At 40.4% G+C, this 15,540-nt stretch carries 16 protein-coding genes; 10 read left to right on the forward strand and 6 right to left on the reverse strand.

What is annotated here, in order from left to right:
• The first annotated feature begins 2 nt into the window (after window positions 1-2).
• The 3 genes from MHB41_RS16740 to MHB41_RS16750 all read left to right on the forward strand — a co-directional run bounded on the left by MHB41_RS16740 (window position 3) and on the right by MHB41_RS16750 (window position 2,510).
• Window positions 3-743, forward strand: a complete 741-nt coding sequence (locus MHB41_RS16740) for an amino acid ABC transporter ATP-binding protein (RefSeq protein ID WP_171464753.1) — start codon at window positions 3-5, stop codon at window positions 741-743.
• Window positions 744-935: 192 nt separating this feature from the next.
• On the forward strand, window positions 936-2,144 hold the full coding sequence (locus tag MHB41_RS16745; protein WP_024426325.1) for an ammonium transporter: 1,209 nt from the start codon (window positions 936-938) through the stop codon (window positions 2,142-2,144).
• An 18-nt stretch (window positions 2,145-2,162) separates the two neighbouring features.
• On the forward strand, window positions 2,163-2,510 hold the full coding sequence (locus tag MHB41_RS16750; protein WP_034281209.1) for a P-II family nitrogen regulator: 348 nt from the start codon (window positions 2,163-2,165) through the stop codon (window positions 2,508-2,510).
• Window positions 2,511-2,594: 84 nt separating this feature from the next.
• Here MHB41_RS16750 and MHB41_RS16755 read toward each other — a convergent pair whose 3' ends face one another.
• Window positions 2,595-3,491 carry a peptidoglycan DD-metalloendopeptidase family protein gene (locus MHB41_RS16755; RefSeq protein ID WP_217008695.1) on the reverse strand — a complete coding sequence of 299 codons (897 nt, stop codon included), beginning with the start codon at window positions 3,489-3,491 and terminating at the stop codon, window positions 2,595-2,597.
• A 116-nt stretch (window positions 3,492-3,607) separates the two neighbouring features.
• On the opposite strand from MHB41_RS16755, the gene MHB41_RS16760 reads away from it, so the two are divergent.
• The 5 genes from MHB41_RS16760 to rpsN all read left to right on the forward strand — a co-directional run bounded on the left by MHB41_RS16760 (window position 3,608) and on the right by rpsN (window position 6,563).
• The gene (locus tag MHB41_RS16760; RefSeq protein WP_029706351.1) at window positions 3,608-4,117 is read left to right on the forward strand and encodes a GNAT family N-acetyltransferase; all 510 of its coding nucleotides are present in this window, start codon (window positions 3,608-3,610) and stop codon (window positions 4,115-4,117) included.
• Window positions 4,118-4,281: 164 nt separating this feature from the next.
• Window positions 4,282-4,704 (forward strand): DUF5362 family protein, encoded by a 423-nt coding sequence (locus MHB41_RS16765; protein WP_024426331.1) that lies wholly within the window; start codon window positions 4,282-4,284, stop codon window positions 4,702-4,704.
• Between the two features lie 144 nt (window positions 4,705-4,848).
• Window positions 4,849-4,998 carry a 50S ribosomal protein L33 gene (rpmG, locus tag MHB41_RS16770; protein WP_024423713.1) on the forward strand — a complete coding sequence of 50 codons (150 nt, stop codon included), beginning with the start codon at window positions 4,849-4,851 and terminating at the stop codon, window positions 4,996-4,998.
• A gap of 82 nt (window positions 4,999-5,080) precedes the next feature.
• Entirely contained in the window at window positions 5,081-6,277 is a 1,197-nt protein-coding gene (locus tag MHB41_RS16775; protein WP_061110181.1) for a GTP-binding protein, read from the forward strand.
• Window positions 6,278-6,293: 16 nt separating this feature from the next.
• The gene (gene rpsN / locus MHB41_RS16780; protein ID WP_025093900.1) at window positions 6,294-6,563 is read left to right on the forward strand and encodes a 30S ribosomal protein S14; all 270 of its coding nucleotides are present in this window, start codon (window positions 6,294-6,296) and stop codon (window positions 6,561-6,563) included.
• A 254-nt stretch (window positions 6,564-6,817) separates the two neighbouring features.
• On the opposite strand, the gene moaA is transcribed toward rpsN, so the two are convergent.
• Window positions 6,818-7,825, reverse strand: coding sequence for a GTP 3',8-cyclase MoaA (gene moaA / locus MHB41_RS16785; protein WP_061110182.1), 1,008 nt, complete (start codon window positions 7,823-7,825; stop codon window positions 6,818-6,820).
• A 10-nt stretch (window positions 7,826-7,835) separates the two neighbouring features.
• On the reverse strand, window positions 7,836-8,624 hold the full coding sequence (gene fdhD, locus MHB41_RS16790) for a formate dehydrogenase accessory sulfurtransferase FdhD (RefSeq protein ID WP_034281213.1): 789 nt from the start codon (window positions 8,622-8,624) through the stop codon (window positions 7,836-7,838).
• A gap of 134 nt (window positions 8,625-8,758) precedes the next feature.
• On the opposite strand from fdhD, the gene MHB41_RS16795 reads away from it, so the two are divergent.
• Both MHB41_RS16795 and MHB41_RS16800 read left to right on the forward strand, forming a co-directional pair.
• Window positions 8,759-10,024 carry an OFA family MFS transporter gene (locus MHB41_RS16795; RefSeq protein ID WP_061110183.1) on the forward strand — a complete coding sequence of 422 codons (1,266 nt, stop codon included), beginning with the start codon at window positions 8,759-8,761 and terminating at the stop codon, window positions 10,022-10,024.
• 82 nt (window positions 10,025-10,106) lie between these two features.
• Window positions 10,107-12,455, forward strand: coding sequence for an FdhF/YdeP family oxidoreductase (locus MHB41_RS16800; protein ID WP_217008694.1), 2,349 nt, complete (start codon window positions 10,107-10,109; stop codon window positions 12,453-12,455).
• Window positions 12,456-12,506: 51 nt separating this feature from the next.
• On the opposite strand, the gene MHB41_RS16805 is transcribed toward MHB41_RS16800, so the two are convergent.
• From MHB41_RS16805 to spoIID, 3 genes are all read right to left on the reverse strand, one after another.
• The gene (locus MHB41_RS16805) at window positions 12,507-13,184 is read right to left on the reverse strand and encodes a VWA domain-containing protein (RefSeq protein WP_034281216.1); all 678 of its coding nucleotides are present in this window, start codon (window positions 13,182-13,184) and stop codon (window positions 12,507-12,509) included.
• A gap of 83 nt (window positions 13,185-13,267) precedes the next feature.
• Window positions 13,268-13,966, reverse strand: coding sequence for a VWA domain-containing protein (locus MHB41_RS16810; RefSeq protein ID WP_080769523.1), 699 nt, complete (start codon window positions 13,964-13,966; stop codon window positions 13,268-13,270).
• Between the two features lie 322 nt (window positions 13,967-14,288).
• Entirely contained in the window at window positions 14,289-15,314 is a 1,026-nt protein-coding gene (spoIID, locus tag MHB41_RS16815; RefSeq protein WP_041115518.1) for a stage II sporulation protein D, read from the reverse strand.
• Window positions 15,315-15,540 lie beyond the last annotated feature (226 nt).

Genomic DNA, 15,540 nt, shown 5'->3' on the forward strand with positions numbered 1-15,540 from the left:
GCATGACAGAATCAAAGGAAATCATTCGTGTTGAAAAACTCAATAAATACTTTGGAGAGCTTCATGTTTTAAAAGATATCGATCTCACTGTTTATGAAAATGATGTGGTCGTCTTAATTGGCGCAAGCGGTTCTGGAAAAAGCACCTTGCTCCGCTGTATGAACTTTCTAGAAATAAAAAATAATGGAGATATTATCATTGATGGCAGTCCTGTTCATCCAAAGCGCGATCAATTAAACGAAATGAGACAAAAAATAGGAATGGTGTTTCAGCATTTTAATCTTTTCCCGCACAAAACTGTGCTTGAAAATATCATCGAAGCGCCTGTTATGGTGAAAAAAACAAAGAAAGCGCAAGCCATCGCTGAAGCCAGCGCCTTGCTAGAAAAAGTCGGACTTGCGGATAAAGCCAACGTATATCCTTCTAAACTATCAGGCGGCCAAAAACAGCGTGTAGCCATAGCCAGATCTCTCGCCATGAAGCCTGATGTCATGTTATTTGACGAACCTACATCTGCCCTTGATCCAGAGCTTGTAGGCGAGGTGCTGCAAACGATGAAAAGCCTCGCAAAAGAAGGCATGACCATGGTCATTGTCACACATGAAATGGGCTTTGCGAAAGAAGTTGCCGATCGTGTCGTCTACATGCACGAAGGCCGCATCGTCGAAGAAGGCGTCCCTTCGGAATTGTTTGATTCTCCTAGGGAGGAACGTACAAAACTGTTTCTCAGCTCCATTTTATAGGTCAAACGCCCTTCATTTTTAGTGCTTAACTTACGTTTTTGCTCATTTTTTACGAACTTTTCATCCATTTATATTGAACTTAACCAAAAAACCATGTCAGATAAACTTACATGTATATGTTATATATGACTTTTCTCTCTATAATGAAGAATTAAGAAAACAATAATTCTGAATGATTCGGGGGAATGCAGCATGCAAATGGGTGATACAGTATTTATGTTCTTCTGCGCACTACTCGTGTGGTTAATGACACCGGGTTTAGCTTTATTCTACGGAGGACTCGTGAGAAGTAAAAACGTGTTAAGCACAACCATGCACAGCTTAACATCACTAGCGATCGTTTCAATCGTATGGATCGTATTCGGTTATTCCTTAGCTTTTGCACCAGGCAATGCATGGATCGGAGGATTAGACTGGGTGGGCCTGAAAGGCGTAGGTTTTGAGCCTGGTTCCTATAGTGAGACCATTCCACATTCATTGTTCATGATGTTCCAAATGACCTTTGCCGTCTTAACAACAGCCATCATCTCAGGGGCCTTTGCTGAACGGATCCGCTACTCAGCAGTCGTTGTATTTACACTCCTTTGGGTCACATTTGTATACGCTCCAGTCGCACACTGGGTATGGGGCGGCGGTTGGATTGGCGAGATGGGTGCACTTGACTTCGCAGGCGGAAACGTGGTTCACATCTCATCCGGTGTTGCGGGTCTTGTCGTGGCGATTGTGCTCGGGAAGCGTAAAGAAGCGGCAAGCTCTTCTCCGCATAACTTGATCTACACCCTTCTTGGCGGAGCAGTCATCTGGTTTGGCTGGTTTGGTTTTAACGTGGGTAGTGCTCTTACATTAGACAGCGTGGCCATGTTTGCCTTTATTAACACCAATACAGCTGCTGCTGCAGGAATCATCGGCTGGCTGTTAGTAGAGTGGATGATCAACAAAAAACCGACCATGCTCGGCGCAATCTCTGGAGCCATCGCAGGTCTTGTCGCCATTACACCTGCCGCAGGCTTTGTTACACCGTTTGCTTCTATTATAATAGGAATCATTGGCGGGATCGTCTGTTTCTGGGGAGTCTTTTCACTCAAAGCCAAATTTGGCTATGATGACGCACTAGATGCATTCGGCCTTCACGGAATTGGCGGTACTTGGGGAGGAATTGCAACAGGACTTTTCGCCACAACTTCTGTCAATGACGGCGGAGCCAATGGCTTATTTTACGGAGATCCCAGCTTACTTTGGAAGCAAGTGGTCGCGATTGTTGCCACGTACGCTTTTGTTGCCGTTGTGACATACGTAATCATCAAAGTGGTCAATGTCTTCTTCAAAATTCGTGCAACCGAAGAAGAAGAATCAGTGGGTCTTGATTTAACCATGCACGGTGAAAAAGCTTATCAAGATTAAAGAAAAAGGGGTGTCTCTATGAGCAAAATGTATAAAGTGGAGATTGTCACACGTCCAGCTAATTTTGAAACATTAAAGGTGGAGCTTGGAAAGATTGGTGTCACCTCGATTACCTTTTCAAATGTACACGGCTGCGGCTTACAAAAGGGACATACAGAGCTATACCGCGGCGTCAAAAAAGAAAGCAACGTGTACGAACGATTAAAGATCGAAATCGTCCTAAGCAAAGTACCTGTCGAACAGGTCGTTGAAACAGCTCAAAAGGTACTTCGGACAGGCGAACCAGGGGATGGGAAAATTTTTATATATGAAATAGCGAATACAATCAACATTCGGACAGGTGAAGAAGGACCTGCCGCCCTATAGTGTATCCTCCGCCGAGTGGCGGAGGATCTTTTTAAGCAGAAAAAACCTCTGCATATTTATATACACAGAGGACCTTGAAAAACATTAAGATTGTTTTGTTTCTTCTGACTGACTGCTGTCTTTAGAGGAATCAGAAGACTTTTCTTGATCAGAGGATTTCCCCTTCTCATCAGACTTTTCTTCAGATTTTTCTCCAGCTGGCTCTTTGGCTTTATCTTCAGCAGCAGGTTCCTTCGTTTTTTCCTCAGTCTTTGGCTGAGCAGGTTCTTTTGCTTGTTCCGTCACTTCTTGCGCTGCTTTTTCAATTGTAGAAACAGGCTTGTCAATGAAGCTAAGCGGATTAAGCGCTAAACCTTCCATACGAATTTCAAAATGTACATGGTTGCCGCTTTCAGCACCATATAGATTTTTACCAGAAGCACCAATGACATCACTCTGCTTGACTTCATCGCCTTCTTTGACACTCACTTGTGACAACGATTGATAAACAGTCGATAATCCATCTTCATGTTCAATTTCAACAACGTGACCGAGGACTGGATCTTTTTTCGCTTGAACCACTGTTCCACTAAGAGCAGCTGTGACATCAAACACTTTGCCATCTTTATCTGCAAGATCAATACCTTTGCTCAAGGTATAGGTGTTATTATAGTTTACAAGTGCTGCTTCTTTTTCTTTTTGGTCAGCATCTGCTTCATAGAACTTTTTCACGACAGAAACATTATCAGAATTCTGGACCGGCATTGCGACATTTTCAATTGGCTTTCCAACTTCAACGGCATCATCGCGCTGTTCTTGCCCTGTTTGATTTCCATCAGATAGTTGGTCTTTTACATCTTTTGATACAGCTTGATACCAAAGAACGGCTGTTAACACGACCGCTGCGCTGACCAAGTAAATAGCAGGGAATACCCAGCGCTTACGGAAAAATTGCTGAACTTTTGTGATTTTGGAAGTACGTTTCTTTTCTTCCTCTCTCATTTTTCATCACCTCAGCAACATTCTGAACACTTTTCAAAAAATATATACACACGAAATCATTTTTCTTTTTATTTTGCGCAATCGCATCAATAATATGTATGATAAATGAAAAAAAGATGGGGGACTTAATTGTGAAAACTTTCAACCGTATAGCAACAGAAGATGACCTCAAAGCGATCGTTGATATCTACAATTCAACCATTGCTTCAAGAGAAGTGACCGCTGATACAGAACCAGTTTCTGTCGAGGACCGCCGGCAATGGTTTTTGAATCATTCCGAGAAAAGACCTCTCTATGTGAAAACAGATGAGGATGGAAATATCTACGGCTGGCTGAGCTTTGAAACGTTTTACGGAAGGCCTGCATACAACGGGACCGTTGAAATGAGTATCTATTTAAACCAAGACTATCGAGGAAAAGGCTTAGGATCACTTTTCTTGCAAGAAGCCATTGATTTAGCACCCTCATTAGGCATTCGAACGTTACTTGCCTTTATTTTCGGGCACAACGAAGCCAGCATTCGACTATTTAAAAAGCACGGCTTTGAGACATGGGGCCACCTGCCACGCATCGCAGAAATGGACGGCAGCAGATACGATTTAGATATCCTAGGAAAAGAATTATAAAACGAGCGTCTCCCTGAAAAAGAGACGCTTTTTTATGACGCATGTAACAGCTGTAAAAAAAGTGAAGTGAAGAGAGAAACAATTGAATCAATCAACATTCACTCTTCCTAAGCACTACTTACTCAAGTATGATAAAGAGTGAATACATAAAGGAGTGAACACCATTGCAACAAACTGAGAAAATCATTCAATCTCTTCATTCAATCGTAAAGTGGGGAAAGGTTGGTAGTATCTTTCTCTATATTTCAGGCGGTCTGGCTATTCTTATTGGTTTTTGGCTTGTTCTTCCTGCAGCCCTTGGCGTCTTCCTCATTATGATGGGAATTCATGTACAAAAATCTGTAAAAGCAGCTGAACACTTGATTCAGGCTCCAGATACTTCTTACGAAGAATTATTAGAACAGTACGCTAAGATGATGAAAATGCAAACACTGTTTGCCATTTCAAGTATTGCCGCAGTTATTCTTTCATTCATTGCTATCGTTTTGATACTTATACTAGGCGGGTTAGCCTTCCTCCAAGAAATTCCTTATGATGTCCAGCAGTATGAAGGTGATTACGAACAAGAACTCGGTGACTTTTATTAATGGAGAGGGGTATCAATAGTCATTCGATACCCCTTTTGTTTTTATCATTTGACTTGGATCATTCTCCTATGCTTGACATTCAGTCTTGATCATTTTAAAATACAAATCGTAACTATTACGAATTAAAGGAGGATCCTATTACTTATGCGCGTGAATATTACGTTGGCCTGTACTGAAACAGGTGACAGAAACTACATCACAACAAAAAATAAAAGAACGAATCCTGACCGATTGGAGTTAAAAAAATATTCTCCTCGATTAAAGAAATATACCCTTCATAGAGAAACAAAATAAATTTTTTAGATTATAAATCGTAATGATTACTTTTTAAGTGAGGCGGAAAACAAAATGATCGTTTTCAAAAGGACAAAAACAAATGAATAAGCGTATACCTGTTACAGTATTAAGCGGCTTTTTAGGAGCAGGAAAAACAACGATATTAAATCATGTTCTTCAAAATCGCAAAGGATTAAAAGTGGCTGTGATCGTCAATGACATGAGCGAAATTAATATTGATGCAGAACTAGTCAAACAAGGCGGCGAGCTTTCTCGATCAGATGAGAAACTCGTTGAATTATCTAACGGCTGTATTTGCTGCACTTTGAGAGAAGACTTGTTAATTGAAGTAGAACGCCTTTGTAAAGCGGGTAATATTGATTATATTGTCATTGAATCAACCGGAATTAGTGAACCAATTCCCGTCGCTCAAACGTTTTCTTATATTGATGAAGAAATGGGTATAGATTTGACCCGCTTTTGCCGTCTAGATACGATGGTCACAGTAGTAGATGCAAATCGTTTCTGGACTGATTTCCAGTCAGGAGAGAGTTTATTAGATCGTAAAGAAGCGGTTTCCGATGACGACGAGCGAGAAATTTCCGATTTACTCATTGATCAAATTGAATTTTGTGACGTGCTTATTATCAATAAATGTGATCTAGTATCTCCCTCTGAATTAGATCGACTTGAGCATGTGCTGAACAAACTACAACCAGAAGCATCTATCATCAAAACCTCAAAAGGTATAGTACAGCCAGATGACATTTTGAATACTGGTTTATTCGACTTTGAAAAATCAAGTGCCTCTGCTGGGTGGATCAAAGAAATCAACGCAGGACATGGTCAGCATACACCGGAAACAGAGGAATACAAAATTTCATCTTTTGTTTACGAAAGAAGACTCCCTTTTCATACCGGCAGACTGAATGCTTGGTTAGATCAAATGCCTGAGCAGATCGTTCGTGCGAAAGGTTTTACTTGGCTTGCCACACATCATGATTTAACCATTTTAATTTCACAAGCTGGGAAATCTGTTGCGATTGAACCAATTGCATACTGGATTGCTGCTTTGCCTGAACAAGAAAAAGCACGGATATTAAATCAGGAACCAGAGCTTCTAGATGAGTGGGACGCAGAGTTTGGTGATCGCCATACAAAACTTGTGTTTATCGGTGTAGATTTGCCTAAAGCAGAAATCATTCGTACTCTTGATCAATGCTTGCTCACACCTGAGGAATTTAATCAAGATTGGACTACATTTGAGGACCCCTTTCAATGGAAAATACAAAATTAAGCCAGGAGGGTTTTAATTGGCAAAGAAATCTAAGATTGCTAAAGAAAAAAAACGACAGCAGCTTGTATTGAAATATGCAGAATTAAGGAAAGAGTTAAAAGAAAAAGGTGACTATGAAGCTTTACGAAAATTACCTAGAGACTCTTCCCCTACCCGCTTAAAAAACCGCTGTGAATTAACGGGCCGTCCCAGAGGTTATTTACGAAAATTCAAAATGTCTAGGATTGCTTTTCGTGAGCTTGCCTATAAGGGTCATATCCCTGGAGTGAAAAAATCGAGCTGGTAAAGAATGATTTGATCTTATCACAGCACTCGTAAAAGTAAAGCCGCACACAATGAGAGAAAATCTATTTTCCAATCTTATCTCAATCTTTTTGAAGTGCAAAATAGCAATTTAAAAACCAGCAGAGAATCTGCTGGTTTTTTATAGTGACTGAGTTCATAAGATAAAAAGACCTGTTTTCAAGAAAGGATTTTCAACAACGATTATGACATTTTTTCTTCTTTTCAAAAATACAAGATCATGATACTTTATTGTCATTACCCACCGATGTATGACATCTCAACCTTTTTCTGATCTTTTTTCTGCTCTCTCTCGGCCGAATATTGGTCATGTCTGTTCGACCATAATTCCTTTAACCTGTTCGTTAATTCTTCATTATTTTTTGTCGTACGAATCATCTGTTTCAGATCAAAACCCGATGAAGCAAACAGACATGTAAACAATTCCCCCCGTGCAGACAGCCTTGCTCTGTTACATGTGCCACAAAAAGCATCTGAAACGGAAGAAATAATACCTATCTCTCCTGAACCATCTTTGTAAAAAAATCGTTTGGCTACTTCACCTGTATATTGAGGAGGTTCTGGTTTGATAGGATATGTTGAATCAATTAATTCAATTATTTCTTTCTTTGTCATGACATGTTCTAGATTCCATTTATTCGTATTACCGACATCCATAAATTCAATAAATCTGAGAACGTGTCCTTCTTTTTTGAAGTAAGCTGCCATTGGTAAGACATCCTGATCATTCACACCTTTTTGAACAACCATATTAATCTTGATAGCAAGTCCAGCCTTTTTTGCAGCCTCAATACCATCAAACACTTTTTGGATAGAAATATGCCTTCCGTTCATTTGCTTAAAACGGTCGGGATTTAATGAATCTAAACTAATGGTGACTCTATTGAGACCAGCTCTCTTCAACTGATCAGCATATAAAGGTAAAAGTGTTCCGTTGGTTGTAATCGCAATGTCTTCAATCCCTGGAATGTTTGTGAGCTTTTCTATTAAGACAGGCAGATCCTTCCGCATTAACGGTTCTCCGCCCGTGATGCGTATTTTTACCACACCTAGGTTCTTTACAAAAAGGGTAGCAAGTCGTTCAATTTCTTCGAAACTAAGCAGTTCTTCTTTTTTCAAGAAAGGATAATCCGGCCCAAAAATTTCAGCAGGCATACAGTACGTACATCTAAAGTTACAGCGATCAGTTACTGATATTCTTAAATCGCGCAATGGTCGATGTCTTTTATCTAAAATACTGACCATACTTTGCCTCCTATTCTGTAATACGATGAGGATGCGTGTAAATGTTAAAGGATTTTCCTCTGACGAATCCAACTGTCGTAATATTTAATTCTTCTGCCATTTTAAGCGCCAGCTCAGTAGGTGCTGATTTTGAAATGACGATAGACACTCCTAGTTTTGCTGCCTTCAATAGAACTTCTGACGATATCCGGCCGCTAAAAACAAGGATTTTATCTCTAAGTGGAATTCGCTGAAGTAAACAGTATCCATAAATTTTATCTAAAGCATTATGTCTTCCTATATCAGTTCTAGTGATGAATAGCTTCTCTGTGTCACACAGTCCAGCATTATGCACTCCGCCAGTATGTTGAAATAATTGGCTTTCTTCTTGCAAACACTTCATGAGATGCATACAGGTTTCAGCAGAAATACTGATTCGATCAATGGCTGTTTTTGCCGTCTTCACATCTTGAAGGAAATAAAAGTGTCTCCCTTTCCCGCAGCATGAACCAATCACTCGTTTTGTAAAATCTGATGAATCAAATCCACTTGAGTGAACTAAATCAACATAGGCAAAACCCATACTTTCATCTATTGTAAACCTTTTAATCTCTTTTTCAAATCGAATGACCCCTTCTGAAGCCAAAAAGCCGATAACCAATTCTTTCAAGTGCTCTGGTGAACAAACAAGGGTCACAAATTCTTCTCCATTTACCATCACAGTTAAAGGATATTCTTCTACAATTTCATCAGTTTTGCAGGTAAACTGGCCTTCATTGTATTGGTGTATGACTCGTTTCTTTTTAACAGAAGGATTCATTGTATGATCTTCCTTTCAATGCAAATTTAGTTATATGATCCAATCAAATTGTGATATTATTTTAAAAAGTCATAAAAATGTAACATATTTCTATCTTATCAAACTTCTTGACTGCTTTATATGGGGGGAACAAAATGAACAAATCGAAAAATCGCTGGCTCATCGCAGCAAGTGCTGTAGGAATTCATTTATCTATTGGGTCTGTTTATGCTTGGAGTGTTTTTACGAATCCTTTACATGAAGCCTTTCAGTGGTCATTAACAGAAATAAGTCTCACCTTCAGTATTGCTATTTTATTTTTAGGTTTATCTGCTGCTTTTATGGGACATTTCGTTGAAAGGTATGGTCCAAGGGCATCGGGGCTCTTCTCAGCTATTTTCTTCGGCATCGGAATGACTGGGTCAGGATTCGCTGTCCACATGTCATCACTGCCTCTCCTCTATTTATTTTATGGTGTACTCGCTGGAATAGGGTTAGGGGTAGGCTATATTGCACCTGTATCAACTCTAGTCAAATGGTTTCCGGATCGAAGAGGTCTTGCAACCGGCTTAGCCATTATGGGGTTTGGGTTTGCTTCTCTTATTTGCAGCCCAATTATTCAATATCTCATTGAAAAAGTGAATATCGCAAATACTTTTTATATTCTTGGAATCTCCTATTTTATCATCATGGTGATCTCATCTCTTTATTTATCACCACCAACACCTGATGACGTCAAACAATTTGATGTATTCAAAACAAAGAAAAGAAAAATCCCTCAAGATTTATCACAGCTTACAGCAAATGAAGCGATCAAAACAAGACGTTTTTATTATTTGTGGCTTATGCTTTTTATTAATATCACATGCGGAATCGCTATTATTTCAGTAGCGTCACCTCTTGCTCAAGAAAGTGTTGGGTTCACTGCAGGTGCTGCAGCTACTCTTGTGGGCATTTTAGGTGCTTTTAATGGTTTAGGACGCATTGGCTGGGCATCGTTTTCAGATTATATAGGAAGACCGAATACGTATACGATTTTTTTCAGTATCCAGCTCATTGCTTTTCCTTTACTCCCCTATTTAAAAGAACCGTTCATCTTTTCAATCGTCATGGCGATCATTTATACGTGCTATGGAGGAGGATTTGCTTCAATTCCAGCCTATATTGGGGATTTGTTTGGTACAAAGCAGCTTGGTGCCATACATGGTTATATTTTGACTGCTTGGGCCGCTGCGGGATTAGCAGGACCACTATTTTCATCCTTCATCCGAGATATAACAGGTAATTACACACAAAGCCTTATGGTGTTCTCTGGCTTATTTTTCATTGCTTTTATCATATCACTTCTGATTCGAAAGGATATTCAGCAGCTAAAAGAAAAAAACCTATCTGCTGCTTCCTCTGTCTCAGCCCGATCTTAATTTGAATTTGACAGAATCACAATCTAAAGGTAATTTTTAGATATGAAAACGCTTTACAAAGTATTAGGAGGGTGATGATCTCATGGGGAAAACAAAACATAAGGGGCCTGTTAAACTCAATAAAAAACCCTCACCAAAGCTATGGGCGTCTTTTGTACCAATGGGGCTTGGCAAAGTGAAACCGAAACACATTCGAGATACGATGAAAGTGGCTTGGGAGAACAAAGATAACCTTCCCTACGCGTACCGTATTTTAACGCAGGGTGTTTGTGACGGCTGTGCCCTTGGCGTCTCAGGACTGTATGATCAAACGCTCGCAGGACCTCATATATGCACCACAAGACTAAATGTGCTTCGTCTTAACACAATGCCAGCTATTGATCCAAAATGGTTTGAAGATATTCATCAGCTAAAGCAAATGGACAGCACCTCTCTTCGCAAGCTTGGGCGGATTCCTTATCCATTGATTCGAAAAAAAGGTGACAATGCCTTTACACGTATTTCTTGGGATGATGCACTAGATCAAATCGCAGCTAAAATCCAATCAATTGATAAACGGCAGCTTGCTTTCTATTTAACCGCCAGAGGAATTACAAATGAAGTTTATTATACGGCTGCAAAGGCTGCTCGATTTATAGGGACGAATCATATTGATAATGCTTCTCGCATTTGCCATTCACCAAGTAAAACCGCTCTTAAACGGTCCCTTGGCATCGGTGCTTCCAGCTGTAATTACAGTGATTGGATTGGAACGGATGTATTAATTTTTTGGGGATCTGTCGCAGCAAACAATCAGCCTGTTTCCACTAAATATATGTACGCTGCTAAAAAGAAGGGAACAAAAATTATCGTCATCAATCCGTATAAAGAGCCTGCTATGGAAAAGTATTGGGTTCCTTCTATTCCAGAGAGTGCTTTATTCGGTACAAAAATTGCAGATGATTTTTACCAAGTCAATATAGGCGGAGATATTGCGTTCATGAACGGCGTCATCAAGCATTGGTTTGACATGGAGCAGCATGCTCCCCATTCGGCTCTTGATCACGAATTTATTCAAAAACATACAACAGGCATACAGGATTTAAAGCAGCATGTCGCACAATTGAAGTGGGAAGACCTAGAAGCATCATCAGGTTTATCAAAAGAAAGAATGAAGGAATTTGCGACACTGCTTGCCAATGCTAATTCAGGCGTTTTTATTTGGAGTATGGGCCTTACTCAGCACCGCTTTGCAACTGATAATATATCACAGGTTGCCAACCTTGCCATGCTGCGCGGATTTATCGGCAGAAAACATTGTGGTGTAATGCCAATTCGGGGGCATAGCGGCGTCCAAGGTTCTGGTGAAATGGGTGCTGATCCATTCGTTTTGCCGGGTAGTGATTTTGATGACGAGAATATTGAAAGAATCGAACGTATATGGGGGTTTGACATTCCTAAATGGCATGGTGACACCATTGGGCAATCCTTTGAGAAGATGGCTCTCCCAAAAGACCATCCACAAAAACTCAAAGTGCTGTTTACGAGTGGCGGAAACTTTTTAGAAACGATGCCAAATCCGGAAGCGATCGAAAAAGCATTATCTGAACTTGAACTCCGTGTTCACCAAGATATCATTTTGAATACCTCTACGCTGGTAGACGCTGAAGAGGCGGTGATTGTGCTGCCTGCTATGACAAGGTATGAACAACCAGGCGGCGGCACATCAACCAGTACGGAACGCATGGTATATTTCAGTCCAGAAATTGAAGGACCTCGTATTGAGGAAGCCAGAGCAGAATGGGACATTTATGTTGATCTTGCGAAAAGAGTCCGGCCAGAAGATGCCGAGCTGATACATTTTGAAACAGCTGAAGACATTCGTCGTGAGATTGCGGTCGCCAACCGAAACTATGATGGCATCCAGCATTTACGTCACAAGGGAGACGTTTTTCAATGGGGAGGCGCATGGCTTTGTGAAGATGGCGTGTGTCCAACACCAGACGGCAAGGGACATCTTCTTCCTGCCCAGCTGCCTCAATATCGAAAAACCGAAGGACATTTCAATATCACGACAAGAAGAGGAAAGCAATTCAACTCCATGATCTACAGTGAAAAGGATGCCTTTAATGGTGGAAAACGTCATTCTATCCTAATGAATGAAGAAGATGCAAAAGAGCTTTACGTCCAAGAAGGTGATCCAGTTGTTCTCTTTAATCAATATGGATCCTATCAAGGAGTGGCTCAATTCGGAGAGTTGAGACGCGGCAATATCGCAGTTTATTGGCCGGAAGGGAACGTTTTAATTCCTAAAGGTGTGTATGAGAGCTACTCACAGATTCCCGAGTATAATACGGCTGCCATATTAGAAAAAGCCGAAACCTTCCATGCAAGAAAGGATCAGCATTATGTGGAGAAACGAATTGATGAATTAGAAACGACTTTGAATTAATCGTCAACTTAAAAACAGCTGGGGTTGTTTTCCCCAGCTGCCATTCACTCTCTACCGACCAAAAGCGCTCGCTTCCTGTTGAAGAATATGGTTCAATTCTTCGGCATTTGCAGCCGGTTGATATTGTCCTCCACCCGCTTTTGCAACAGATTTAAGACTTTTTGCTTCCTTTTCATTCACATCGAAGCCAATGATATTGACGATTGTATCTATTCCGTCTTCATGTAATTCCTTTGCTGCTTGTGAAGGGCTTCCACCACAAGTTTCTTCACCATCACTGACAACATAGACAATATTTTTCCCTTCAGCTTGGTGATCTTCAAAATCTTGTTTCGTATCCGTTAATGCTTTTGCAAGTGGTGTCCAGCCAGTTGGCTTATACACATTCAGTGCTTGCTGAAAGGTTGATGGCTCATATGATCCAAATCCGTAAACAGCTTCAGAACTTGAACAAGAAACAGCTTTCCCTGCATTTTTATTGGTTCCTTCATGACCAAACACACGAAGCAGAACTTGTGTATCTTCTGATAAAATGCTTGCAAAGCTTTGAATAGACCGTTTGGCGATTTCAATTTTCTTTTCACCTTCAACTGATTGTGCCATGCTCCCGCTTAAATCGAGTAATATCACCACATGCGCAGGCGGCTCCTGTTTTGTTACAGCATGAGCTGGTGAAGAAAGAAGCAGGACAAGACTAGCCAAAATGGTTAATACGATGTTTTTTTTCATCAATAAAAACCTCCCTTTTTTACTTTTGTACAGAAAAAGAGAAACGAAAGCATGAATCAATCGTTTCCCTTTTGTTCAGCAAGTTATTCGTGTAGTTTTAATGATTCTGCTGAAAAGATAGAACCCATTTCTTTACCAGTGCTTGCTTGGTAGTAATGGCCTTTACCAGCTTTGGCTACTTGCTTCAATTGACCTTCATAGCCATCGTTAAAGTCTAATCCGATCACATTTACAACAGTTGATCCTTTTGAGTTATGCAATTCTTTTGCTACTTTTACTGGATCTCCGCCACAAGTTTCCTCACCATCAGTGATTAAGTACACAATATGCTTTGTTCCTGCAGTAAGCTGCTCATCCGCTTGCTTTGCATTTTCAAGTGCACGTGCAATCGGTGTCCAGCCAGTTGGCCCAAGTCCGTTTAAAGAGTTTTCGAAGCTGTCCTTTTCATAAGGCTGTACGCCGTAAACGCCTCTAATGACTTCACATGATTGAGCTTTACCTGAATTTTTGTTGTTTCCTTCAGAACCAAACAAGCTCATACGAATTTTAGCGTCTTTTGGAAGTGACTGAGCAAATTTAAATACCTCTTGTTTAGCGAGATCAAATTTGCGCTCTCCCTCTACTTTTCTTGCCATGCTTCCGCTTGCATCAAGTAAGATTGTCACTCTTACATCTTTGTTATGTTTTTTGACTGTAGATGCTTCTGCAAATACTGGTGAAGAGATTGACATAGATAATGTCAATACAGTTAAGGTTACGAGTGTGATTACTTTTTTCAACATACTTTTTCTTCCTCCTTATGTATTTGATTGAAACATCTTAATCGTAAATTATTCTGTCTTGGAATGGTATAGGACTCGGTCCCTTTTTCTCTTTCATCAAAATCACTAAAATTCTGTCAGATGTCTAGATATTTTCACCTAACACACCCATTATTCTCTCGTTTTCTCTGTCTTTCGAGGGACTTTGTATCGGCCATCAGTTCTTGTCAGGACATAAATGTTTAAGATTTCCTGATCTGCGTCTTAAGTCGCGATTTGACACATTCTGTTCAAATCTCTTTGAACACACAAAAAAATGCCTCATTTCTGAGGCACCTTTGCTTTATTTTTTAGCCATATACGTGTTGAGAAAACGATCGGCTGATTCGATTTGAATTCCTTTATAATAATGCTTCACGATGGCATCTACTTTTTTGCCTGCCTGCGCCATATAATGCGCACCATATTGACTCATGCCTACACCATGACCATATCCTTTTGTTGTAATGACAATCTGCTGGCCCTGGCGTTCCCATGTGAAGTCCGCTGAATGAAGGCCTAGTGATTCTCGAATGTCTCGGCCTGACATTGTTTTACCGTTGATCACGGCTTTCGCTACCTGATTTCCTGGTGTCCGTTCTACAATCTGTCCGACCTGAGCCTGCTGAGTGAGCGTCACACCTAATTTTTGCTGAAATTCACTGACCGAGATGGTTTTCTTATTTTGAAATTTTGGCGATTTTTCGTCCCATTTACTTGAGACACTTTTCAAATAAGGGATTTCGTTTTTCCAATAGGCTTCGGCATTTTCCGTTTTTCCGTTACTTGTTGAAAAGAATGAAGCATCAATTGGTTTCTCGTCATAAGTCAGCACTTTTCCTTGTGTGCTGGCGACAGCTTCCGTGACCTTTTTTAATTTCCAATTGTACGCTTTCCCCCAAATTTTCTTGAGTTCCTGTTTGTTTTTGTAAACTTGGAACATTTGGGTATCATCTACAAGAGAGCCCTTAGGTGATTTGACAGTCTTATCACTGATCATTTGTCTGACGATATACGTTCTTGCTGCGAGCGCCTGTGCCTTGAGTGCTTCCATTTCAAAATCAGCTGGCATTTCAGATGCTACGACACCGATCACATACTCTTCTAAGGGGATGTTTTCTACCTGCTGATGAGCTGAGCGATAGACGGGGATAGCGACGGGTGATTGCTTCAATTTGACTGAACCCTTCACTTCTTTTTTAACTGATGGTTCTGCTGCTACGTGCTGGCTGGCCGCCGGCTTCCCTTGGAACGTCGGCAACACAAGTAATGTTGGAATCATTAAAATGATGATGCATATTCCTGCGATTGTCCATATCATTGGTTTCATATTTGGCTGCCCCCATTTGTCATTGAATCTCTTTTATCCTATGGGCAGGGACAAGCTAATATGACAGCTTCTTTCATTTAGTGGACAAGTCTTTTATGAAGGTATGGGCCTGTTCTTAGAATGGATTTTACTGTTCGTCTGTATGAATAAAATTTAAGATGGTTGGATACACTAATGATAAGCTTCGTGAAATGAGGCATTCTATGATTCTAAAAAAAAATCAGCA

The organism is Bacillus sp. FSL H7-0578 (assembly GCF_038630855.1).
Taxonomy (GTDB): domain Bacteria; phylum Bacillota; class Bacilli; order Bacillales; family Bacillaceae; genus Bacillus; species Bacillus safensis.

Coding starts and splice junctions, on each gene's coding strand:
- moaA (WP_061110182.1), bottom strand. CDS start 7,825: ATGGTCAGTATTTTAGATAAAAGACATCGACCATTGCGCGATTTAAGA.
- MHB41_RS16755 (WP_217008695.1), bottom strand. CDS start 3,491: ATGAGAGAGGAAGAAAAGAAACGTACTTCCAAAATCACAAAAGTTCAG.
- MHB41_RS16810 (WP_080769523.1), bottom strand. CDS start 13,966: ATGTTGAAAAAAGTAATCACACTCGTAACCTTAACTGTATTGACATTA.
- MHB41_RS16740 (WP_171464753.1), top strand. CDS start 3: ATGACAGAATCAAAGGAAATCATTCGTGTTGAAAAACTCAATAAATAC.
- MHB41_RS16760 (WP_029706351.1), top strand. CDS start 3,608: ATGGGGGACTTAATTGTGAAAACTTTCAACCGTATAGCAACAGAAGAT.
- MHB41_RS16800 (WP_217008694.1), top strand. CDS start 10,107: ATGGGGAAAACAAAACATAAGGGGCCTGTTAAACTCAATAAAAAACCC.
- MHB41_RS16805 (WP_034281216.1), bottom strand. CDS start 13,184: ATGAAAAAAAACATCGTATTAACCATTTTGGCTAGTCTTGTCCTGCTT.
- MHB41_RS16795 (WP_061110183.1), top strand. CDS start 8,759: ATGAACAAATCGAAAAATCGCTGGCTCATCGCAGCAAGTGCTGTAGGA.
- rpmG (WP_024423713.1), top strand. CDS start 4,849: ATGCGCGTGAATATTACGTTGGCCTGTACTGAAACAGGTGACAGAAAC.
- fdhD (WP_034281213.1), bottom strand. CDS start 8,624: ATGAATCCTTCTGTTAAAAAGAAACGAGTCATACACCAATACAATGAA.
- spoIID (WP_041115518.1), bottom strand. CDS start 15,314: ATGAAACCAATGATATGGACAATCGCAGGAATATGCATCATCATTTTA.
- MHB41_RS16750 (WP_034281209.1), top strand. CDS start 2,163: ATGAGCAAAATGTATAAAGTGGAGATTGTCACACGTCCAGCTAATTTT.
- MHB41_RS16775 (WP_061110181.1), top strand. CDS start 5,081: ATGAATAAGCGTATACCTGTTACAGTATTAAGCGGCTTTTTAGGAGCA.
- MHB41_RS16745 (WP_024426325.1), top strand. CDS start 936: ATGCAAATGGGTGATACAGTATTTATGTTCTTCTGCGCACTACTCGTG.